The organism is Parasynechococcus sp. (assembly GCF_045559935.1).
Taxonomy (GTDB): Bacteria; Cyanobacteriota; Cyanobacteriia; order PCC-6307; family Cyanobiaceae; genus Parasynechococcus.
The window spans coordinates 35,324-55,258 of record NZ_JBJLJL010000001.1; the positions used below are offsets into that span (position 1 = coordinate 35,324).

Annotated in this window: 20 protein-coding genes, 1 tRNA gene and 1 pseudogene; 15 read left to right on the top strand and 7 right to left on the bottom strand. The window is 61.7% G+C overall.

The window, feature by feature from the left end:
- Positions 1–38: 38 nt before the first annotated feature.
- From grrA to ACJ0G7_RS00220, 9 genes and pseudogenes are all read left to right on the top strand, one after another.
- Positions 39–425, top strand: coding sequence for a GrrA/OscA1 family cyclophane-containing rSAM-modified RiPP (gene grrA, locus ACJ0G7_RS00180; protein ID WP_407394643.1), 387 nt, complete (start codon positions 39–41; stop codon positions 423–425).
- Positions 422–1,606 (top strand): cyclophane-forming radical SAM/SPASM peptide maturase GrrM/OscB, encoded by a 1,185-nt coding sequence (gene grrM / locus ACJ0G7_RS00185; protein WP_371257657.1) that lies wholly within the window; start codon positions 422–424, stop codon positions 1,604–1,606. Before grrA ends, grrM begins: the two co-directional genes overlap by 4 nt.
- 8 nt (positions 1,607–1,614) lie before the next feature.
- Positions 1,615–2,082 carry a hypothetical protein gene (locus ACJ0G7_RS00190; RefSeq protein WP_043692401.1) on the top strand — a complete coding sequence of 156 codons (468 nt, stop codon included), beginning with the start codon at positions 1,615–1,617 and terminating at the stop codon, positions 2,080–2,082.
- A 59-nt stretch (positions 2,083–2,141) separates the two neighbouring features.
- Entirely contained in the window at positions 2,142–2,399 is a 258-nt protein-coding gene (locus ACJ0G7_RS00195; RefSeq protein ID WP_407394646.1) for a hypothetical protein, read from the top strand.
- Between the two features lie 108 nt (positions 2,400–2,507).
- Positions 2,508–2,975: a ribosome maturation factor RimP gene (gene rimP, locus ACJ0G7_RS00200; RefSeq protein WP_043692411.1), complete on the top strand. Its 468-nt coding sequence runs from the start codon at positions 2,508–2,510 to the stop codon at positions 2,973–2,975.
- Positions 2,976–3,006: 31 nt separating this feature from the next.
- Entirely contained in the window at positions 3,007–4,476 is a 1,470-nt protein-coding gene (gene nusA, locus ACJ0G7_RS00205; protein WP_407394648.1) for a transcription termination factor NusA, read from the top strand.
- Entirely contained in the window at positions 4,473–4,751 is a 279-nt protein-coding gene (locus ACJ0G7_RS00210; RefSeq protein ID WP_043692418.1) for a YlxR family protein, read from the top strand. Before nusA ends, ACJ0G7_RS00210 begins: the two co-directional genes overlap by 4 nt.
- A 69-nt stretch (positions 4,752–4,820) precedes the next feature.
- Positions 4,821–8,399, top strand: a complete 3,579-nt coding sequence (infB, locus tag ACJ0G7_RS00215) for a translation initiation factor IF-2 (RefSeq protein WP_407394651.1) — start codon at positions 4,821–4,823, stop codon at positions 8,397–8,399.
- Positions 8,303–8,968: pseudogene (locus ACJ0G7_RS00220) on the top strand (low-complexity tail membrane protein); the annotation flags it as partial. The gene infB and the pseudogene ACJ0G7_RS00220, both read left to right, overlap by 97 nt.
- A gap of 105 nt (positions 8,969–9,073) precedes the next feature.
- On the opposite strand, the gene ACJ0G7_RS00225 reads toward ACJ0G7_RS00220, so the two are convergent.
- Positions 9,074–9,343, bottom strand: coding sequence for a DUF3493 domain-containing protein (locus ACJ0G7_RS00225; protein WP_156957248.1), 270 nt, complete (start codon positions 9,341–9,343; stop codon positions 9,074–9,076).
- A 37-nt stretch (positions 9,344–9,380) separates the two neighbouring features.
- Here ACJ0G7_RS00225 and ACJ0G7_RS00230 point away from each other — a divergent pair.
- A tRNA-Thr gene (locus ACJ0G7_RS00230) sits at positions 9,381–9,453 on the top strand.
- A gap of 669 nt (positions 9,454–10,122) precedes the next feature.
- Positions 10,123–10,488: a hypothetical protein gene (locus tag ACJ0G7_RS00235; protein WP_407394653.1), complete on the top strand. Its 366-nt coding sequence runs from the start codon at positions 10,123–10,125 to the stop codon at positions 10,486–10,488.
- Positions 10,489–11,007: 519 nt separating this feature from the next.
- On the opposite strand, the gene ACJ0G7_RS00240 is transcribed toward ACJ0G7_RS00235, so the two are convergent.
- Both ACJ0G7_RS00240 and ACJ0G7_RS00245 read right to left on the bottom strand, forming a co-directional pair.
- Positions 11,008–11,283, bottom strand: a complete 276-nt coding sequence (locus tag ACJ0G7_RS00240; protein ID WP_156957102.1) for a hypothetical protein — start codon at positions 11,281–11,283, stop codon at positions 11,008–11,010.
- Positions 11,284–12,397: 1,114 nt separating this feature from the next.
- Complete coding sequence (locus ACJ0G7_RS00245; protein ID WP_052378176.1) at positions 12,398–12,697, bottom strand: DUF3303 domain-containing protein; 300 nt, start codon at positions 12,695–12,697, stop codon at positions 12,398–12,400.
- A 110-nt stretch (positions 12,698–12,807) separates the two neighbouring features.
- Here ACJ0G7_RS00245 and ACJ0G7_RS00250 point away from each other — a divergent pair, with 110 nt between their 5' ends.
- Positions 12,808–13,170: a thermonuclease family protein gene (locus tag ACJ0G7_RS00250; RefSeq protein ID WP_407394655.1), complete on the top strand. Its 363-nt coding sequence runs from the start codon at positions 12,808–12,810 to the stop codon at positions 13,168–13,170.
- 615 nt (positions 13,171–13,785) lie between these two features.
- On the opposite strand, the gene ACJ0G7_RS00255 is transcribed toward ACJ0G7_RS00250, so the two are convergent.
- From ACJ0G7_RS00255 to ACJ0G7_RS00270, 4 genes are all read right to left on the bottom strand, one after another.
- A complete protein-coding gene (locus ACJ0G7_RS00255) occupies positions 13,786–13,968 on the bottom strand; it encodes a hypothetical protein (protein WP_156957104.1) in 183 nt (60 codons plus the stop codon).
- 205 nt (positions 13,969–14,173) lie between these two features.
- The gene (locus tag ACJ0G7_RS00260) at positions 14,174–14,275 is read right to left on the bottom strand and encodes a DUF4278 domain-containing protein (protein WP_071839666.1); all 102 of its coding nucleotides are present in this window, start codon (positions 14,273–14,275) and stop codon (positions 14,174–14,176) included.
- A gap of 172 nt (positions 14,276–14,447) precedes the next feature.
- Positions 14,448–15,533 (bottom strand): hypothetical protein, encoded by a 1,086-nt coding sequence (locus ACJ0G7_RS00265; RefSeq protein ID WP_407394657.1) that lies wholly within the window; start codon positions 15,531–15,533, stop codon positions 14,448–14,450.
- Positions 15,530–16,591 (bottom strand): hypothetical protein, encoded by a 1,062-nt coding sequence (locus ACJ0G7_RS00270; protein WP_407394658.1) that lies wholly within the window; start codon positions 16,589–16,591, stop codon positions 15,530–15,532. Before ACJ0G7_RS00270 ends, ACJ0G7_RS00265 begins: the two co-directional genes overlap by 4 nt.
- A gap of 73 nt (positions 16,592–16,664) precedes the next feature.
- On the opposite strand from ACJ0G7_RS00270, the gene ACJ0G7_RS00275 reads away from it, so the two are divergent.
- The 3 genes from ACJ0G7_RS00275 to ACJ0G7_RS00285 are packed head-to-tail and all read left to right on the top strand — an operon-like array spanning position 16,665 to position 19,935.
- Positions 16,665–17,297: a succinate dehydrogenase cytochrome b subunit gene (locus ACJ0G7_RS00275; RefSeq protein WP_407394660.1), complete on the top strand. Its 633-nt coding sequence runs from the start codon at positions 16,665–16,667 to the stop codon at positions 17,295–17,297.
- Positions 17,294–19,210, top strand: a complete 1,917-nt coding sequence (locus tag ACJ0G7_RS00280; protein ID WP_407394662.1) for a fumarate reductase/succinate dehydrogenase flavoprotein subunit — start codon at positions 17,294–17,296, stop codon at positions 19,208–19,210. The genes ACJ0G7_RS00275 and ACJ0G7_RS00280 overlap by 4 nt, the downstream gene beginning before the upstream one ends.
- Positions 19,207–19,935 (top strand): succinate dehydrogenase/fumarate reductase iron-sulfur subunit, encoded by a 729-nt coding sequence (locus ACJ0G7_RS00285; RefSeq protein WP_043692447.1) that lies wholly within the window; start codon positions 19,207–19,209, stop codon positions 19,933–19,935. Before ACJ0G7_RS00280 ends, ACJ0G7_RS00285 begins: the two co-directional genes overlap by 4 nt.

Here is a 19,935-nt window from a genome sequence, read left to right on the forward strand (position 1 = left end):
AACACCCAACTCCTTCATCCATCCACTTTTCTTCTGTCATGAAACGCTCCCTGCTCGCTTTTCAGGCCCTGCTCGCCTCCAGCGCCATCCTCTGCCAGACCGCTGAGGCCAGCTCGACCTACAACACTCCTGATCAGGTGCAGAGCAGCCTCGAGTCACGCATCGAGGCAGCCAGGTCCGGCGACTGGAGCAACCTGCTAAATCCCTCCGACGTCGAGGGTGAACTCGTCGCCAAGAGCAAATGGGGCAACGGTGGCGGCCACAAGTTCAGCAACAGCCGTGGATCCGGTAAGTGGAAGAACGGCAAGGGCGGCAACAATTGGGGCAACAGTCGCAACACCTGGGGTAATGGCGGCTACCACGGTGGCTGGCGCAATGGCGGCGGCGGCTGGAAGAACGGTGGCGGCGGCTTCGTCAACTGGTGATCAGTACAACGGAAGCAGGGCCCGACCTCAGCCGGTTCGGGCCCATCGGCCTCGTAGTGGTTCAGTCCACATCGCTCTGCAATCTCGACTGCTCCTACTGCTACCTGCCCGATCGGCAGAAGAAACGGGTCTTTGACCTGGATCTGCTGCCGCTTCTGGTGCGTCGCATTCTGGAAAGTCCGTATGCCGGCCCTGAGTTCTCTCTGGTGTGGCATGCGGGCGAGCCTCTCACCCTGCCGACGAGCTGGTACGACCAGGCCACAGCGATCCTTCAGCGCAGCTTGAAGGAGCACGGTGCCGAGGAGCTGGAGTTCACCCAGCACGTTCAGACCAACGCCACCCTGATCAACGACGCCTGGTGCGACTGCTTCCGCCGCAACCGCATCGTGGTGGGCATCAGCGTGGATGGGCCGGAGGACATCCACGATTCCCATCGGCGCTTCCGCAACGGTCGCGGCTCCCACGCCATGGCGATGAAAGGCATTGAGGCGTTGCATCGCAATGAGGTGCCCTTCCACTGCATTTCCGTGGTGACCGCCGATGCGATGGAACAGCCGGAGCGGATGTACCGCTTCTTCCGCGACAACGGCATCAATGATGTCGGCTTCAACGTGGAGGAACAGGAAGGGATCAACACCTCCTCCTCCATGCAGGGTGTGGCCATGGAAGCCAAGTACCGCGATTTCCTGCGGGCCTTCTGGCGCCTGAGTGAACAGGACGGCTACCCGGTGGTTCTGAGGGAGTTCGATCAGGTGATCACCCTGATTCAGGGCAACCAGCGCATGACGCAGAACGAGCTCAACCGTCCGTTCTCGATCCTCAGCGTCGACTGGCAGGGCAACTTCTCCACCTTTGACCCGGAACTGCTCTCGGTCGCCAGCGACCGCTACGGCACCTTCAACCTGGGCAACCTCCGTGAGCTTTCCCTGGTGGAGTCCACGCAGACAGCCCAGTTCCAGCGCCTGCTGGAGGACATGACCCGCGGTGTGGAGACCTGCCACAAAGGCTGTGAGTACTTCGGCCTCTGTGGCGGCGGCAACGGCAGCAACAAGTTCTGGGAACACGGCAGCCTCGCCACCAGCGAAACCAACGCCTGCCGCTTCGGCACCCAGATTCCTGTTCAGGTGCTGCTGGAGCGATTTGAGTCAGGGCCGCCACTCACCCCCCAACCAACCCACTGAAGCGATCCATGCCTCGTTTGATCTCCCTGCTCAGCCTCGCTGCATCGGTGGTGCTGACTCCCGCCGGTGCAGAGGCGGCCTGCACGTTTCTCCAACCGGTTGGCGGTGGGGAAACGATCGTGAAAAAGAAGGTGGAGCGTCCCAAGGGCCTGATTGGCAAAGCCGTGGGTCGCACCAACTGGAACACCGATTTTGTGGTGGATCGGCCCTATGGAAGTTTCAAGCTGTTTTTCACGGCCGACTCCAGCGATCCCAGCAGCTATCCCATCCAAGCCTTCCTCAAATTCAGCGACGGCAGCAACCTCAAGGTGGCCGATGAACAACTCAAGCCCCCCGTGGGAACCGGCCGAATGTTCGGCCCCTATCAACAGGTGGCAGGCAAGAGCATCAGCCAGGTGAACTTCCGGATCGGCGCTAACGACGACCCGACAGCCACGGGATTCAGCTACCGGATTTCCGTCCAGGGTTGTGACTGATCATCCAGCACAGCAGACAGGCCCCTGATTAGTGTCCCGACGTCGTTCTCACCCGAATTGTGACCGCCTCCCCTGAGATCCTTCGCTGCCCTCTCTGCCAGGTGACGATTGAATCCAATGGCGGAGCGCTGGACTCCGTGCAGTTCAGCAACGGTCCGAAGGGAACCCGCAGCAAGCTTTGGAGCCGGGTCTGCCAGTACCTGAAAACCCCTGATCAACAACGTCAGTGCATCAACCAGGACTCCGATCTCAGGGGGGTTGAACAAATGGGAGATGCCTTCCCCGATGCCCCGAGCATCGATTTGACCAAGAGCTGACGTTCGGAGGGTCGTCGGATACATTGAAGAGGTGTCCGGCGGGCAACTCCTTCGGGAGCCAGGTCACAACTGAATGCACGTCGGGCCTGCGCCTGACCCATCAACGCCTTGCCGCACCCGCTTCTACCCGATCTCGAGACGCTGGCCTCATCGGTCGCTGCAGCACAAGGTTTTGAGCTGTGCGGGATTCAGATGCTCACCCACATGAGCCCCATGACGCTGGAGGTGCAGATCCGTCACAGCACTGGAACAGACGTCAGTCTTGATGATTGCGCCGGATTCAGCGGAGTCCTCGGAGACGCCCTCGAGACGTCGACCTTGCTCACCGAGGCGTATGTTCTGGAGATCAGCAGTCCCGGTATCGGAGATCAGCTGATCGAAGATCGCGACTTCCAGACCTTCCGCGGCTTCCCCGTGGAGGTGATCCACCGCGACAAGGACGACTCCGAACAGCGCCTGGATGGTCTGCTTCTCGAGCGCAGCGATGACGAGCTCCAGATCAATATCCGCGGACGGATCAAACGGATCTCCCGCGATCGGGTGATCGGCGTCCGACTCACCTCTCCAAGCGCCTGACCCCCTCCTTCCGTCTTCCTCACCCTCTTCGATGGCTCTCGTTCTTCTCCCCGGACTCAGCAACCTGATCGACGACATCAGCGACGAGAAGAAGCTGCCGCCACAGGTGGTGGAGGCCGCTCTGCGGGAAGCCCTGCTCAAGGGCTACGAGCGCTACCGACGCACGCTTTATCTGGGCATCAGTGAAGACCCCTTCGAAGAGGAGTACTTCAGCAATTTCGATGTGGGCCTCGACCTCGAAGAAGAGGGCTACCGGGTGCTGGCCAGCAAGATCATCGTCGACGAGGTGGAAAGCGAAGACCACCAGATCGCCCTGGCCGAGGTGATGCAGGTGGCCGACGATGCCCAGGTGGGTGACACCGTGGTGCTGGATGTCACTCCGGAGAAAGACGACTTCGGCCGCATGGCCGCCGCCACCACCAAGCAGGTGCTGGCTCAGAAGTTGCGCGATCAACAGCGCCGCATGATCCAGGAGGAGTTCGCGGATCTGGAAGACCCGGTGCTCACGGCACGGGTGATCCGCTTCGAGCGGCAGTCCGTGATCATGGCGGTGAGCTCAGGCCTGGGCCGCCCTGAGGTGGAGGCCGAATTGCCCCGCCGCGATCAGCTCCCGAACGACAACTACCGCGCCAACGCCACCTTCAAGGTGTTCCTCAAGGAAGTGAGCGAGGTGCCCCGCCGCGGCCCGCAATTGTTCGTCAGCCGCTCCAATGCCGGTCTGGTGGTGTATCTGTTCGAGAACGAGGTGCCGGAGATTCAGGAAGGATCCGTCCGCATCGTGGCCGTGGCCAGGGAAGCCAACCCGCCATCACGCTCCGTTGGCCCCCGCACCAAAGTGGCTGTCGACAGCATCGAGCGGGAGGTGGATCCCGTCGGGGCCTGCATCGGTGCCCGCGGATCCAGGATTCAGCAGGTGGTGAACGAGCTGCGCGGCGAGAAGATCGATGTCATCCGCTGGTCCCATGATCCGGGCCAGTACATCGCCAACTCCCTGAGCCCTGCTCGGGTTGAGATGGTGCGGCTGGTGGATCCCGTCGGTCAGCACGCCCACGTGCTGGTGCCCCCCGATCAGCTCAGTCTGGCCATCGGCCGGGAAGGGCAGAACGTCCGACTGGCGGCACGCCTGACAGGGTGGAAGATCGACATCAAGAATTCCACGGAATACGACCAGGAAACCGAAGACGCCACGGTGGCCGAGCTGATCACGCAGCGGGAACAGGAGGAGGCCCTTCAGCAGGAGGCCGAGGAACGACTGGCGGCGGAACAGGCTGCCCGCGCTGAAGAGGATGCACGTCTGCGAGAGCTGTATCCGCTTCCGGAGGACGAGGAGGACTACGTCGAGGAGTTTCCACAGGACGAACTCCCTCAGGAGGAACTTCCTCAGCAGGAGTATGCGCAGGAGGAGCCTTCAGCGGAGGACGCGATGCCGACGGACGAGGAGGTCCCGATGCAGGACAGCCCCGCCGAGGACCCCGAGACCGAGAGTGAGGCCGTCCGGTGAACGAGCGTCCCATCCTGCGTCGCTGCGTGGCCTGCCGGCAGCTTCTGGACCGCCGCCAACTCTGGCGGGTGGTCCGTGACCACAGGGATGGGGTCCTTCTCGACACAGGCATGGGTCGCTCGGCCTACCTGTGTCCCACGGAGGACTGTCTGGAGGAAGCACGCCGTCGCAAGCGACTGCAGAAAGCCCTGCGTTGTCAGGTGCCTGATGCGGTGATCACGGTGCTGCAGGAGCGGTTCAGTCCCGGGACTGGTGTATCCGCTGAGGCAAACTGACCATTGGCCCCGCCATGCGTGTGGCCACCGTGGCATTCCGTGCCCGGCCCGACAGGAGATTCCAACTGAATGACCAGCAGCGGCAAAGTCAGAATTTATGAGCTGTCCAAGGACCTCGGCCTTGAGAACAAGGACGTGCTGGATGCGGCTGAGAAGCTCTCGATCGCAGCCAAGAGCCACAGCAGCTCGATCAGTGATGACGAAGCCGGAAAGATCCGCAACCTGCTGAAAAACGGCGCTGCGGGATCAGGGAAATCGGCAGCACCGACGAAGTCGGCGGCTGCTGCGAAACCCTCCGGTGGCAAGGCGATTCTCTCGGTCAAGAAAGCGGCTCCGCCCGCCAAACCGGCAGCGGCCAAACCCGCCCAGGCTCCGGCCCAGGACGTGGCATCAGCGGCCAAGCCGGCCCCAGCCAAGCCGCAGCTGGCGAGCAAGCCGGCTCCGGTGGCACAGCCAGCGGCACCCTCAGCGGCCCGTGCGTCCGCCCCGCCGTCACGACCACCAACACCAACCAAACCGGTCGGTGCCAAGCCGGAAGCACCGGCCACCCCGGCACGACCGGCTCCGAGCCGTCCTGCCGCCGCCAAACCGGCAGCACCGGCGCGCCCTCAGGTGGTGAGCAAGCCCGAGGTGGTGCCCCCCGCCAAGGCGGCCAAGCCAGCGGCAGCAGCACCGCCACCGCGACCGACCTCGCCACCCGCACCGGCTCGCCCTGCCGCCGCCAAACCGGCACCGGCCAAACCAGCCCAGGCTCCGGCCAGGCCGGCTGCGGCGACTCCCACAGCTCCGAAGCCGACATCTCCGAAACCGACTGCCGCCAAGCCCGCACCACGCCCCGCAGCCACCCCCGGCCGACCGGCGCCAGCTCCGGGCCAGAAACCTCAGATCGTTGCGCGGCCCGGCAGCCCCAGCCGACCGGGGGCTCCACCGCGGCCCGGCGCACCGGCCAAACCCGGTGCCCCCGCCAAGGCGGGCATGCCCTCCCGGCCGACCCCCCGCCCGGAACTGGTGGGCAAACCGCAGCCCCGCCGTGCAGCAGGTCCTGCCGGTAGCGGGCCAGGAACCGGCAGCCAGCGCCCCACCATGCCCCAGCGACCGGGAACCGGAGCGCCCCAGCGGCCCGGCAGCCCTGGCCGCCCCAGTGGCAGTGCCCCAGCACGTCCCACCCGACCGGGGGGAGCCCCCAGTCGCCCCGGAGCGCCGGCACGCAGCGGTGGCAGCACCCTCGAACTCGTCGGTAAGCCCATCCGCCGTGACGGCAGCAGTACCGCAGGCGGTCCTCGCGGCGCCGGCGGCCCCGGCCGACCGGCACCTCCCATCCGTCCGGGGATGCCGGGTGGCATGCGAAAGCCTGTGGCACCCGGCGAGCTCATGCAGCTCCAGAAGCCGAATGGTCGCCCGACAACACCGCCGCCACGGCGTCCAGACGCCCCGACCAAAACCGGTGATGGCGAACAGGCCACCCCACCGGTGGCGCGGCCGACACCTCCCACGGCGCCACGCCGTCCGGGACTCCGTCCCGGAGCAGCTCCCGGTCAGCGTCGACCGGGTCGGCCCGACTGGGACGACAGCGCCAAGCTGGAGGCCCTGCGCAGCCGTTCGCCTCAGAAACAGCGCCAGAAGGTGCACATCATCGGCGAGAACGATGATGCCCTGACCGCGGAAACCGGTGGCTTCGCCGGAGAACAGCAGGCGATGGTGCTCTCCGCGAGCCTCGCCCGCCCCGCCAAGCCGAAGGTCCATCAGCGAACCGCACCGAAGCCGATGGCGGCGATGCGGAAGCGCAAGAAGGAAACCACCCGTCAGCGGCAGCGCCGCCGGGCGATGGAGCTTCGCGCCGCCCGCGAAGCCAAGCAGGTGCGGCCGGAGATGTTGATCGTTCCGGAGGACAACCTCACGGTTCAGGAACTCGCCGACATGCTCAGTGTCGAGAGCTCGGAGATCATCAAATCCCTCTTCTTCAAAGGAATCATCGCCACGGTCACCCAGACCCTGGACATGCCGACGATCGAGACGGTGGCCGAGGAATTCGGCGTGCCTGTGCTCCAGGACGACGTTGAGGAAGCCGCCAAGAAGACGGTGGAGATGATCGAGGACGACGACCTCGCTCACCTGATCCGTCGCCCACCGGTGGTCACGGTGATGGGTCATGTCGACCACGGCAAGACCAGCCTGCTCGATGCGATCCGCAAGGCACGGGTGGCGGCGGGCGAGGCCGGCGGCATCACCCAGCACATCGGTGCCTACCAGGTGGAGGTCGAGCACCAGAACGAATCCCGGAAGCTCACCTTCCTGGACACGCCCGGCCACGAAGCCTTCACCGCCATGCGTGCCCGTGGCACGAAGGTGACCGACGTGGCTGTTCTGGTGGTGGCAGCCGATGACGGCGTCCGCCCCCAGACCCTGGAAGCCATCAGCCACGCCCGCGCCGCCGAGGTGCCGATCGTGGTGGCGATCAACAAGATCGACAAGGAAGGGGCGTCTCCCGATCGGGTGAAGCAGGAGCTCTCCGAACAGAACCTGCTCGCTGAAGAGTGGGGCGGTGATGTGGTGATGGTGCCGGTGAGCGCCATCAAGGGCGACAACATCGACAAGCTGCTGGAGATGATCCTGCTGGTCACGGAAGTTGAAGACCTGCAGGCCAATCCGGAACGGATGGCTCGCGGCACCGTGATCGAGGCGCACCTGGACAAGGCCAAGGGCCCTGTCGCCACGCTGCTGGTGCAGAACGGCACCCTGCGGACCGGCGATGTGTTGGCGGCCGGCCCGGTGCTGGGCAAGGTGCGGGCCATGGTCGACGACGGCGGCCAGCGCATGAAGGAGGCCGGTCCTTCGTATGCCGTTGAGGCGCTTGGCTTCAGCGAAGTGCCGACCGCCGGCGACGAGTTCGAGGTCTACGCGGATGAGAAGTCGGCGCGTGCTGTGGTCGGCGATCGCGCCTCCGATGCCCGTGCCACCCGCCTGGCACAGCAGATGGCGTCCCGCCGTGTGTCGCTCACGGCGATGTCTGGACAGGCCACCGAGGGCGAGCTCAAGGAGCTCAATCTGATCCTCAAGGCCGATGTCCAGGGCAGTGTCGAGGCGATCCTCGGTTCCCTGGAACAGCTGCCCAAAGCTGAGGTTCAGGTGCGGGTGCTGCTCTCTGCTCCGGGTGAGGTCACCGAAACGGACGTTGACCTGGCAGCGGCTTCCGGTGCGGTGATCGTGGGCTTCAACACCTCGATGGCCTCCGGTGCCAAGAAAGCGGCGGACGCCTCCGGCGTGGATGTTCGTGATTACGACGTCATCTACAAATTGCTGGAGGACATCCAGCTGGCCATGGAAGGTCTGCTGGATCCTGAGCTGGTGGAGGAGGATCTCGGCGAAGCCGAGGTGCGCGCAGTGTTCACCATCGGCAAGAGCGCGGTGGCCGGCTGCTACGTCACCAACGGCAAGCTGCAGCGCAACTGCAAGGTGCGGGTGCATCGCGGCAAGGAGATCGTCTTCGAAGGAGACCTCGACTCGCTGCGTCGCAACAAGGACGACGTCAAGGAGGTGGCAACCGGCTTCGAATGCGGAATCGGTTGCGATCGCTTCGCCAACTGGGAGGACGGCGACCGGATCTCAGCCTTCAAGATGGTCACCCAGCGCCGCAAACTCAGCACCTGACGCTCCCCTCTGCCGTGCGTTCCCGCCGCGAGCCCCTGCTTTGGCTTCAGTGTCTCGCCCTCGGCGTGATCCCCCTGGAGCTGTTGCTGATCCGTCTGCTGCTGGCGGGAGCGGATCCAGGCCCGGTGCCGTCGGTGGAGCGTCTGCTCACCTGGGGCGTCGCGGTGCTTGCCCCGGCGGTGGCCCTCTGGCGTCAGCCGGCGGACTGGGGATCCCTGCTGCTGGTTCGCGTCCCAACCCGTGGCCGCACGCCGGATCAGCAGACCCTGAGCGCCCGCCAGGGCGGGGCTGCATCCTCCGTGCCCCTGATCGCAGCGGCCGTGCTGCTGCTGCCGCTGCTGTGGTGGCTGGATGACTCCGCGGGGCTGATCAGCGAGTTCTCGCCGCTGAACGGCAGCTCCCGATTGCTCTGCCTGCTGCTGAGCATGCCGTTGCTGGCGACGATCGTCTGGCAACTGCAGCAACTTGTTCAGGCCGTGCTGTTGCTGCTGACGGGGGCGGGTGAAACGGCTGCGTACTCAGCTGAGCAACTCAACAGCGAGCGCAGCAGCTTCGGACTGCAGCTGCTGCAGTTGGCCCCATTGGACTGGCCGGAAGCGGCACCGAAACCCACACCCGAGCCCACAACTCAACCGGCCCCCGAACCAACTCCAGAGCCCGAACCAGAACCAGAGTCAGTCCCTGGAGCGGCTGCGGTCGAACCAGAGCAGGGAGGCGAAGAGGACCAGGGCCCCGCCCTGGATGCCGACATCTCCGAGCTCGACAGCACTGCCGGCGGAGAGACGGAAGAGCATGGTGAAGAGCCCGAGCCCGGCCGAGGCGAAGAGAGCGAACCAGAGGGCACGCCGGAGCCCACGCCAGGGGGTCTGTGATTCCCGGATCAACCGCTCCCGCAACTCCGGGTCCAGAACTTTTCCCGTAGGCCGCTCGTCGGTCAAGGCCATTACACGCTTCAAGTGCCAATGTTAAATTGAATTGTCCGCCGATGTAGCTCAGCTGGTAGAGCAACGCTTTCGTAAAGCGTGGGTCGCCTGTTCAAGTCAGGTCATCGGCTTATCAACAAAACCCCGTTGTGGTGAGGACTTCCTCCTGCAACTGGGTTTTTCTTTGCGCTGCTTTTTCCTGATGGATGAGCTGGTCACTGAATTGCGAGCCAATGACCCTGGCAGCTTCAAGAATTCGCTGTCGGTAGCTAGCCACTTAAGCCCTTAAGTGTCAGCTCTTTTACCGCAATAGAGCAGCGTAGTTATGGAAAGAAAGGCGACAAAGGAGAAGCAGAGCAACCAACCAAACTTCAAGAACAGGTTGATGGTGAGATAGATGCTGACCGAGACAGAACCTAAGAAGAAGGCAGGGAAGGCAACAACGTTAGAGATTCTCTGCAATGTTTTCATCTCGTTCCTTTGCATCTAGATGGACTGTACCTTCAAAGAAGAAACAGGCAAGAGTTAGAGAATTAGTAACAACGACAACAGGAATAGTATCTCTCCACTCCGTCCACGGGGGAACACTTAAGGCAGTCACGTCTAGCCCATGACCCAAGAAACCCTTATTGCACTGGTACTAGTGGGTGAGCTGCTCACTGCATTGAGAGCTAATGACCCTGACACCTTCAAGCGATGGCCTGTGGGCGGAGTGGAAGACCTGGGGAAGTCTGATGCCACAGCAGAGAAGCTGAAAGCAATACAAGACCCGCAAGGACAAAGCAGGGGCCCCTGCATACTTGGAACAAGTGCGTGGCTGCCCAGCGACTGTGGGCCTGAAATCTCCGTTTTTAGTCCCGTTATTGCTTTTGGCTGCTGCAGCATTCTTTTTGATGGGGGAGGCCAGAGAACCTAGACTCAGTGAGCCGGGTGTTGCTCCTGCTGATAGCACCTCTGACGTTGTAGTTCCAAATCAATTAGATGATCAAACCCTGCTTTTCAGTGAGAAATGCCTGAAGCGTTCGAATGCGATTTATGCCGAAGAGGTCTCTGAATTTGAAGCGATCGAAAGAAAGGTTGGCTATTTCAGAATGCGGGATGATAGATACGGCAAAGGTTTTCATGCAATCACGAAAGATCGATTGGCTCGAGAAGCTGAATGCTGATGATGAGTGATCGGCTATCATTATGACTGTCGATGCCGAAACGGCCGATTGGGACAGTCCAGCAATTCTCTACTCCTTGGTTTTATTGGAATTGAGATTGGTGATGCGAAGCTTGTAAACTTTGCCATTGCAAAAGGCGACCTGGTTTGATCGTGTCCAGGGTCGCTCTACTTGTTCATCGTCTTGCTTTGTCCAGTATGAAATTCGTTCCTCTACGCAGTAATTGAAACTGCGGGCTGACTCGGCTATGGGTCTCAATGACAAAGCAATTGAACCCAGTGCGATGGCACACATGCCTGTAGAAAATGCAATCAGGCCGCTCATGATCCTTAGTCTATTTCATTGGGTTCACCCACTATGTACTGCAGACAGGAAGGTGTAAATACCTTGATTGATTCTGAGCACATTTTCGTGAAGATAACTTCTCGGAATCCGTCGATTTGGTTTGCAATCATGTCGCACGCTTCGTCGCCTTGCGATCAGGGTTGCTTGGCATAAGCGCATAACGATGTACAGGCTTTAGAAGGACCCCTTTTCTCTGCACTCTTTGTCTCGATCAAGCTTTTCAACGTTTAATTCTGATAATAGCTTTCGGCGCTCTTCGCTCTGCTCGGGGGTGATTGTGTCCCAATTAATCAGTCGATATGTTTTCATCGCTTCATCATTTAGTTGCTTGGCAGAACGCGCGATGCATTGATTGATTTTGTTCCAGTCTTTTTTGATCAGTGATGTCTTGTTTTTTTGAATCTTTGAGGATGACTTGTCTGTTGTGAAGCTCTTGTTGACGTCGGCCATGTAAAAACAAGCGGCTATAGCCAATAGAATGAGTGGTGGTGCATATCCAGCTTTCAACGTCCGCTGTCTCTCGGCTATTTAATCTACATGTGTTAGGAAGGTCGATCAATGCCTAAGTCGCCCTTTTTTGGGAATTTTTCACAGCTTGTTTTGGGCCTCGCGACCGCTGTAGTCCATGGATTGCCTTTGTCACTCCAAGCTGTCTCATTCTGATCGCTTTGTACTTGGTGAGATTCACTGAGATGGCTAAAAGAAAATGTCCTGCTTGGCTTGCGCTACTTGAGATTCTCGCAATCCATTGGAATTCATTTGCAAAAATGGAAGGAATTGCTCTACAACTTCGGCGCCTGAGCCGAGCGGGGAATACTTCAGACAGCTACGTCTGTCCCATGCCCCAAGAAACCCGTATTGCCTTGCTCCTGCTTGGAGAGCTGGTCACTGCATTGAGAGCTAATGACCCTGACACCTTCAAGCGGTGGCTGTCTGGCGGTACCTAAGACCTAGGAACGCCTGCTGTGGCTGAGCTGATGACGGACTGGATGACCCCGCTGCTGACCCAAGAAGCGCGGACAGGCTTGTGGGTTGGCACCTGGGGGTGAGGCTCTAACCAGATGGGAGCAAGGGTTGACGCCGACGGATTCGCTCATGTGGCTTTGTCCTGTGAGGTCACATTTCGCTCAGTGGTCTGTGTAGAACATTCGTATGTCCCGTATGCGTCGCTGCCTCAGATCATTCCGTAGAGCTTTGCGGCTTGAGCGTTGGCCTGTGCTGACAGGAAGGGAGCAGTTTCGTAGAAGGCAAGAAAGTCTCTTGAAACGCCTTGATCCGAAGGGTTGGAACAGCGACCGCAATGACCGCTAATTGATCTGCCGAGCAAGGATCTTGCTACGCATGACCCCCCGTAGAAGCCCGGCGACGAGAGATGGCTGGCGAATTGAAGATCAGCAGGAGGTCGTTCAGTTCAAGCCCGACTCAGCGACCGCAAATGCGCAGTGGGTGGTGGTACGGACCTACAGATGGGTGCCGACTAGACCACAAAAAACAGGAACCATACTTACCCCCCATTTTTTTTGGGGGGTGTGTATCTGAACAAATCCTTATCCTTAACCTTGAATCAACCAAAAAGGTCTGTCTCTGATTGCACCCATTCTTCATCAGAAAGTCCGGGTGTTATTTGCACCGAAATCTTGAAAGCTCGGGTCCAAGGCCCAGTGTGTTTATAGACGTGGGCAAGGCTTTCAGCCTCTGCGATAAAAGCGCCGGTGCCGTTTTGCGGCATGATCAAGCGAGCCAGAATTTTGAAACCTTCGAACTCGTCCATGGCTTTCCCACCTGTGAGGTAGTCCTTAAAGCCTTGGTTCAGTTCCGGCGATGAACCTGCATCGGGGCAAGTCCACTGGATTAGGTAGCGCATGGAAAATACGAATAAAGTCTTTACAATCTACGCGAGTTCGTCAGTTGTTATGGATACATCTGAAACAGGGAGCTGTTCTGATGCGCTTTCGATCCACTGCGATCGGACTTATGTCCGTGATGCTGCTGGGGGCTTCAGCTCCCGTCGCGGCCCTACCCACCGTCACCATCAAGAGCTGCTACGACGGCGATACCTGCACCACGACCACAGGCGAAAAGGTCAGGCTGGCTTGCATCGACACCCCAGAGCTGAAGGGGGAGAACGCCAAGCCAGCTCCAGCCATGGCGGCGAAGTATCACCTCAACGGAATGCTCATGAGCCAGAAGGTGGGCATTCGCCGCATTACGACTGACCGATATGGCAGGACCGTGGCCGAGCTGTTCATCAACGGGGCGAACGTCCAGCAGTCAATGGTCGCCAGCGGCCACGCCGAGCTGCGGCGATATGCCAGCCCGTGCCCGTGGACGCGCTGATCCCACCAAGTGGGGGAATGCAGGCTTTGCATCAATCCCCCGATCGGGTGATGTGCCCTGATTCGTCCGGAATAAGAACGGTGATAGAAGACCTGCCTGAGGCAAGTGCCTCACAATCAACCAGCCAAATAACAGCTTTAAGCATGACCCATCCAAACAATCAATCGAAAGCCATTGCATCCGAACCTTGATGATGGTGCTTTTCAGGGGCTCTACCAAAAGAAGACGATGAGGAGCAAGCCTCAGATCCACTGCACCGATCCACCCAACACTTCCATGAAAAGACGTCCAGAACGTCACTGACCTCGCTGGGAGGGTTCTCCCATGAGGGCTCTCAGTCGACGGTGTGTCCAGCACCGTCAACCTCAGCGAGCCCAGTCTGGAAGTCCACCTTCACGCAGTTCTTCCGAAATGATTATGGACCAACACGCTCCAGATGAAGGAAGCTCAACGGATTTCCTTCAGAACCCTGCTGTGATTTGAGGACACAGCCAATGCCTTCAATGCTTCTTCTTTCCAGCTGTCGGCACACACGCCATCGATCGTTGCTGCCTTGACCTTTCGCCGCTGAAGGAAGGTGCCAGCCATCAACCCTTTACTGCTTGAGTCTCTTGCCTATCCTCTGTCTCGATATTTGCGATAATGGACACTGTCCTTCATCTCTTTACGCCATTGATAAAGATTGCTGCGGAACAACCGCCGCTGCCTTTTTCTGATGACGTACTGCCTTCTGACCGCGGCATAAATAACATAAAAACTCATCAGCAACAGGAAGGCGATAACGATAGAAGTCGCCATCCCGCTTGCAAGAAATAAGATGATTATTTGGCATCCTTAGCAGCCCTGATTCATCCTTCTGTTTCAACAGAGACCATCCGGCCATATGCATTTCTAATAAGTATTTGTACTTATGCGCCCGCGTCCCAATCGCGCAGACCTTTCCTGCTTCTGCCATAAAAAACCCCCTACCAAAGGCAGGGGGTGCGCTGTGATTAGCCCTTGATCACTTGGCGTAGGAAACGCCGCGATACTTCAGAGCAGGCTTGTTAGGAGCGACAGCAACGGTCTGCTGGTCGTACTTCTGGCCGCGATAGGTCAGGGTCATCTGTGGTTCCTCAGAAATCCAGGTCCCCGTTCCTTGGCCTGGTTGATCTGCGCCTCACAGGAGTGAGGTGAACGTTGTTGGTAGCTGTTGCTACAAGACCTTTATAAGGGAAACGTCAACCGCTGTGTCGTTCAGGCGGATACACACCCTCTCGCTGCTCCAGCAACAGCTGTCAGGGGCAGAGCACCTGCAGGCGTTGCTCCGTGCAGAACTGAGCCCCAGTGCGAATCCGCCCCTGCAGCAGATCAGTCCAGGGAACGATCCAGTGGCGAGGATCCACATCAGCCAGAACATCCGCTGCCACTGGATTGGGGAGGGCAATCACGCGACGGTCCGCCAGGGCGAGATGGCGACGCAGCCAAGGGGTGAGGATCAGCTCCTCCAGCAACTGCTGATAAGAACCATCCGCGATCGCCCGCTCAAAACCGAGCTGAATCGCATCCGCCAGCGACTGATTGTCAGGGCTGACATAGAAGAAACCGGCGAAGGGATAGGTGATCAGCAGATTCGGATCGAGGTCGGTGCCCGCAGCGGTGGAAGCCACGATCGTCGCTTCACGCTCGAGTTCATCAATGCCGCGCGGAAACAGCTGCACGCGGCGGTTGTCCACAAGACGGAACAGATCCTCGGATCGGGCGGTGAAGGTGCGCAGCCCGGATGCATCGAAGATCTCCACATCACTCCAGCCCAGCCCCTGCAGCAGCACAACGCTGCGCAGGTCTTCAACGGAACCCACCGAAGCCAGCCGTTCGTGCTGGCTTCGGTGGCTCCATCCGACTCTCAGGCCAAGAATTCCGCCGGTCACGGGGATGGGAATCTCCCGCAGGCGCCGGTTCAGCTCCAGCCCGGCCCCGTACACACCAACGCTGATGGCGAAGGGATTGCGTGAGGACCCAGCCCCCTGCTGGAGGGCTGCGACAGCTTCATCCTGGCTTTGGATCTGCTCGCTGAGCCCGAGAGCGAAGGGGCGACCACTGCGCTCCAGCACCAGCTGCAGAAGCCGGTACCTGAAACCGGTCTGGTCCTGACCCGGCGAGCGATCCAGCACCACCGCCAGCGTCTCAGGCGGCAGCGCCGCCACCTCCTCGGAGGTGAGGATGTAACGCTCATCAATCCTGAGGCGCCGCTCACTCAGACGCGGCTCAATCTGCAGCGTGCCCACCAGCACGATCACGATGGTGATCGCCGAGGTCAACAGCGTCCAGAAGCCATTGGCCACCTCGGGGGGGCGGGGCTGAGGAGATGCTGCGGAGGTCATGGAATGATCCACCAGATTCCCAGCAGGGTCATCCCCACGTAACTGGGCAGCAGGAACACCTTCAACACCCGCGCAAAGCGGGCATTCACCAGGCTGAGCTGGTTGTCGATCAATTCATCCGCCGCCACCACGTACAGGATTCCCAGAAAGATGATCAGCTGCAGCGTGCCGATGAATCCGGTCATCGCCGTCACCGGCAACTGGCCAGCGATGAACACATAGTTGCCTCCGGCGGAGACCACGGCCGCCAGGATCAGATCGTCCCGGCTGCGGGTGATCAGCAGGCTCATGCAGCAGAGGCCGACGGCCAGCATGTAGCCCAGAAAATCCGGCGCCACGAACAGCAGGCTGCGGCGCTGGATCGGCAGATCAAAGGACACCGTGGGCTGACGCCGAACGGCCCCTACCTCGGCCATGGGCCTGCCCAGATCACTCATCAGGCTGATGCTGGAGGCATAGCCGTTGGGGGGCTTGAGAATCCAGCCCGGCAAGATCAGCCCGGGGCTGACCGTGCTGGGATCGGTGGGCACCACGTCCAGGTTGACCGGCTGCAACGGATCCTCCAGACCGATCTGCACATGCAGCAGCTGGTCATCGAAGGGGTAACGCTGCAGCCGCCAACGCTTCACCACCGGCGAGCGCACGGTGTAGAGACTCCAGCTGCTGCCGTTGATCTGATCGCGGCGGATGCGCTCGAACCGCTGGGTGTCGCCGTTGTAGACGCCGTTGAGGATGCGCAGCTGATCGCTGGGGTTCTGATCCGGATCCCCCTGCCAGATGGTCCAGAGCAGCAGCTCGATGGAGAACTGGTCATTGAGCAGATCAATGTCGTTGACATTGGTGATGTAGGCACCCAGCTGCAGCGGAGGCAGCGTTGGCTGACGCAGCGGTGGCGAAGCCGCTGGTGCCACTGGTCTTCCCCAGTCCACGGCCGGTGGTGCGGGTTCCGGCGTCGCGGCGGCACGCCAGAAGCCGATCTGCAGCGTCAACGCGAACGCCAGGGCGGCGAGGGCCATCCAGAGGCGACGCCGACGCGGCACAACGGGCACGTCCTTCACGGGATCAACGCAGCCTCACCATGACAACTCCGTTCCACCATGATGTGTTGCGGCGTTGACCGACAGGTCCTGAATGATCGCGCTGCCCTCCGCTGTCGTCCGCACCGGAGCTGCCCTGAGTGGCTTGCTGCTGGTGCTGTTCACGCTGGTGCACCTGGGCGGACTGATCCCTGCGGTGCTGGCGCCTGAGCGGTTCGAGGCCTACGCCACCGCCCTGCACACCAGTCCCTGGCTGAGGCCATTTGAGATCGGGCTGGCCGGGATCGCCGGCCTGCATGTGAGTCTCACGATCAGCAAAGCCATCTCCAACCGCCGGGCCGGCAACAGTGCCCAGCTCAGCAGCCGCCGCGATGCCCCCCTGGCCGCACTGGCCAGTCGCAGCAAAGGGATCGCCGGCCTGCTCACGCTGGCGTTTCTGGTGGTGCATCTCAATCAGCTGCGCTGGCCGCGACCGGCAGCCGGGCAGGAGGGGGCGGTGCTGAGTTCCGTGCTGCAGCAACCGCTGAATGCCGTGGTTTACGCCGCTGCGGCGCTGGTGCTGGCGCTGCATCTCCTGCATGGCGCCGAGGCCGCCCACCGCAGCCTCGGCTGGTTGAGCCCAACCAACAGCTCCGCCCTGCGCACGGGTGGACGACTGCTGGCGGCCCTGATCGGTGGGGGCTTCCTGCTGATCAGCCTCAGCCTGGCTCTGGGAGGTGCCGCATGAGCGGACTGCCCGATCCACGCATTCCGACAGGACCGATCGCCGACGCCTGGCGACGCACCCGGGAATCCCTGCCGCTGATCAGCCCCCTGCGCAAAGGCCAGATCGACCTGCTGGTGGTGGGCACCGGCCTGGCCGGCGCCTCAGCCGCCGCCACCCTGGCCCAGCAGGGCTACCGGGTGACGGTGCTCAGCTATCACGACAGTCCGCGGCGGGCCCACTCGGTAGCGGCCCAGGGCGGCATCAATGCAGCCCGGGCGATGGCGGTGGATGGCGACAGCGTCAGCCGCCTGTTCACCGACACCCTGAAAGGCGGCGACTTCCGGGCCCGGGAAAGCGGCTGCCAGCGGCTGGCGGAAATCAGCAGCGGCATCATTGATCAATGCGTCGCCCAGGGGGTGCCGTTCGCCCGCGAATACGGCGGCAGCCTGGCCACCCGCAGCTTCGGGGGGGCGCTGGTGAGCCGCACCTTCTATGCCCGCGGCCAGACCGGACAGCAGCTGCTGTATGGCGCGTATCAGGCCCTGATGCGTCAGGTGGAGCTGGGCCGGGTGAGGCTGCTCACACGGCGCGACATGCTGGAGCTGATCACCGTCGATGGCGTGGCCCGGGGGGTGGTGACGCGTCACACGGTGACGGGCGAACTGGAGGTGCACACAGCACGGGCGGTGCTGCTGTGCAGCGGTGGGTACAGCAACGTCTACTTCCTGTCGACGAATGCCCTGAAATCGAATGCCAGTGCCATCTGGCGGGCGCACCGCAAGGGAGCCCTGTTCGCCAATCCCTGCTTCACCCAGATCCATCCCACCTGCATCCCCAGCGGTGATGCCTTCCAGAGCAAGCTGACGCTGATGAGCGAAAGCCTGCGCAACGACGGGCGCATCTGGCTGCCGAAGCAGCCCGGCGATCAGCGCGCCCCCGCGGACATCCCGGAGCAGGAGCGGGATTACTTCCTCGAGCGGATGTATCCCACCTACGGCAACATGACGCCCCGAGATGTGGCCTCCCGCCGCGCCCGGGAACTCTGCAATACCGGTCACGGCGTCGGTCCAGGCGGACGCTCGGTGTACCTGGATCTCACCGACGCGATCAGAACCGAGGGCCGCGACGTCATTGCCGCCCGTTACGGCAACCTGATGACGATGTATGAGCGGATCAGCGGCGACGATCCCTATCGCACGCCGATGCGCATCTATCCCGCCCCCCACTACACGATGGGAGGGCTCTGGGTTGACTACCAGCTGATGAGTTCGATCCCGGGGCTGTTCGTGCTGGGGGAAGCCAACTACTCCGAACACGGCGCCAACCGCCTCGGTGCCAGTGCCCTGATGCAGGGCCTGGCCGATGGCTACTTCATCGCCCCCTCCACGGTGACCGCCTGGTTGGCGGGCACACCCTCAGAGGCGGTGAGCCCGGACCATCCGGCCTGCCAGGAGGCCCTGCACAGCACCCGCCGCCGCATCGAGGCCCTGCTCGGCGCCAGGGGGGAGCGACCGGTGGACAGCTTCCATCGCGATCTGGGGGCCCTGATGATCGACCGCTGCGGCATCAGTCGCCGCGCCGAGGATCTGCGGGATGGACTGGCCCGGGTATCGGCCCTGGAGCAGCGGTTCTCGGAGGAGGTGCGGGTGCCTGGTGAGGGCCATGGGCCCAATGCCGAGCTGGAGAAGGCTCTGCGGGTGCGGGATTTCTTCGGGCTGGCCCAGCTGATGCTGCGGGATGCCCTGGCCCGGGAGGAATCCTGCGGCGCTCACTTCCGGGAGGAGCACCAGAGCGCGGAAGGGGAGGCACAGCGCGATGACGCCAACTTCGCGCACATCGCAGCCTGGGAGCACCAGGATGACGGGGAACCGATCCGCCACGGCGAGCCGCTGCAGTTCACCGCCCTGCAACCGAGCACCCGCAGTTACCGATGAAGCTCACCCTGCGCATCTGGCGGCAAACAGACCGCCACCAACCCGGCGGCTACGAAAGCCATACCCTCGATCGCGTCTCCCCGGATCTGTCGCTGCTGGAAGCCCTCGATCAGCTCAATGAACAGCTGATCAGCAACGGGCAGCGACCGATCGGCTTCGAACACGACTGCCGCGAGGGAATCTGCGGCAGCTGCGGTTTCCTGGTGAACGGCCAGGCGCACGGTCCGCGCGGGGCCACATCGGTGTGTCAGCTGTACCTGCGCGAATTCCAGGACGGTGCGGAGCTCACCCTGGAGCCCTGGCGCGCCCGGGCCTTCCCGCCGATTCAGGACCTGATGGTGGATCGTTCCGCCTTCGACCGCCTGATCGCCGCCGGCGGCTACTGCTCCACCGGCACCGGCCAGGCACCGGATGGCAACGCCCTGCCGGTGGGCCGCGACCAGGCCACCAGCGCCTTCGACACCGCCACCTGCATCGGCTGCGGCGCCTGTGTGGCCAGCTGCCGCAACGCCTCAGCCAGCCTGTTCGTGGCCGCCAAACTGGCGCATCTCGGCCAACTCCCGCAGGGGCAACCGGAGCGATCCAAGCGGGCCCGCAGCATGCAGGACCGGATGGAACAGGAGGGCTTCGGCAGCTGCAGCAGCAACCTCGAGTGCGAGGCGGTCTGCCCCCAGGAGATCTCAGCGGACTGGATCAGCTGGATGCACCGAGAGGCAACCAGCTGA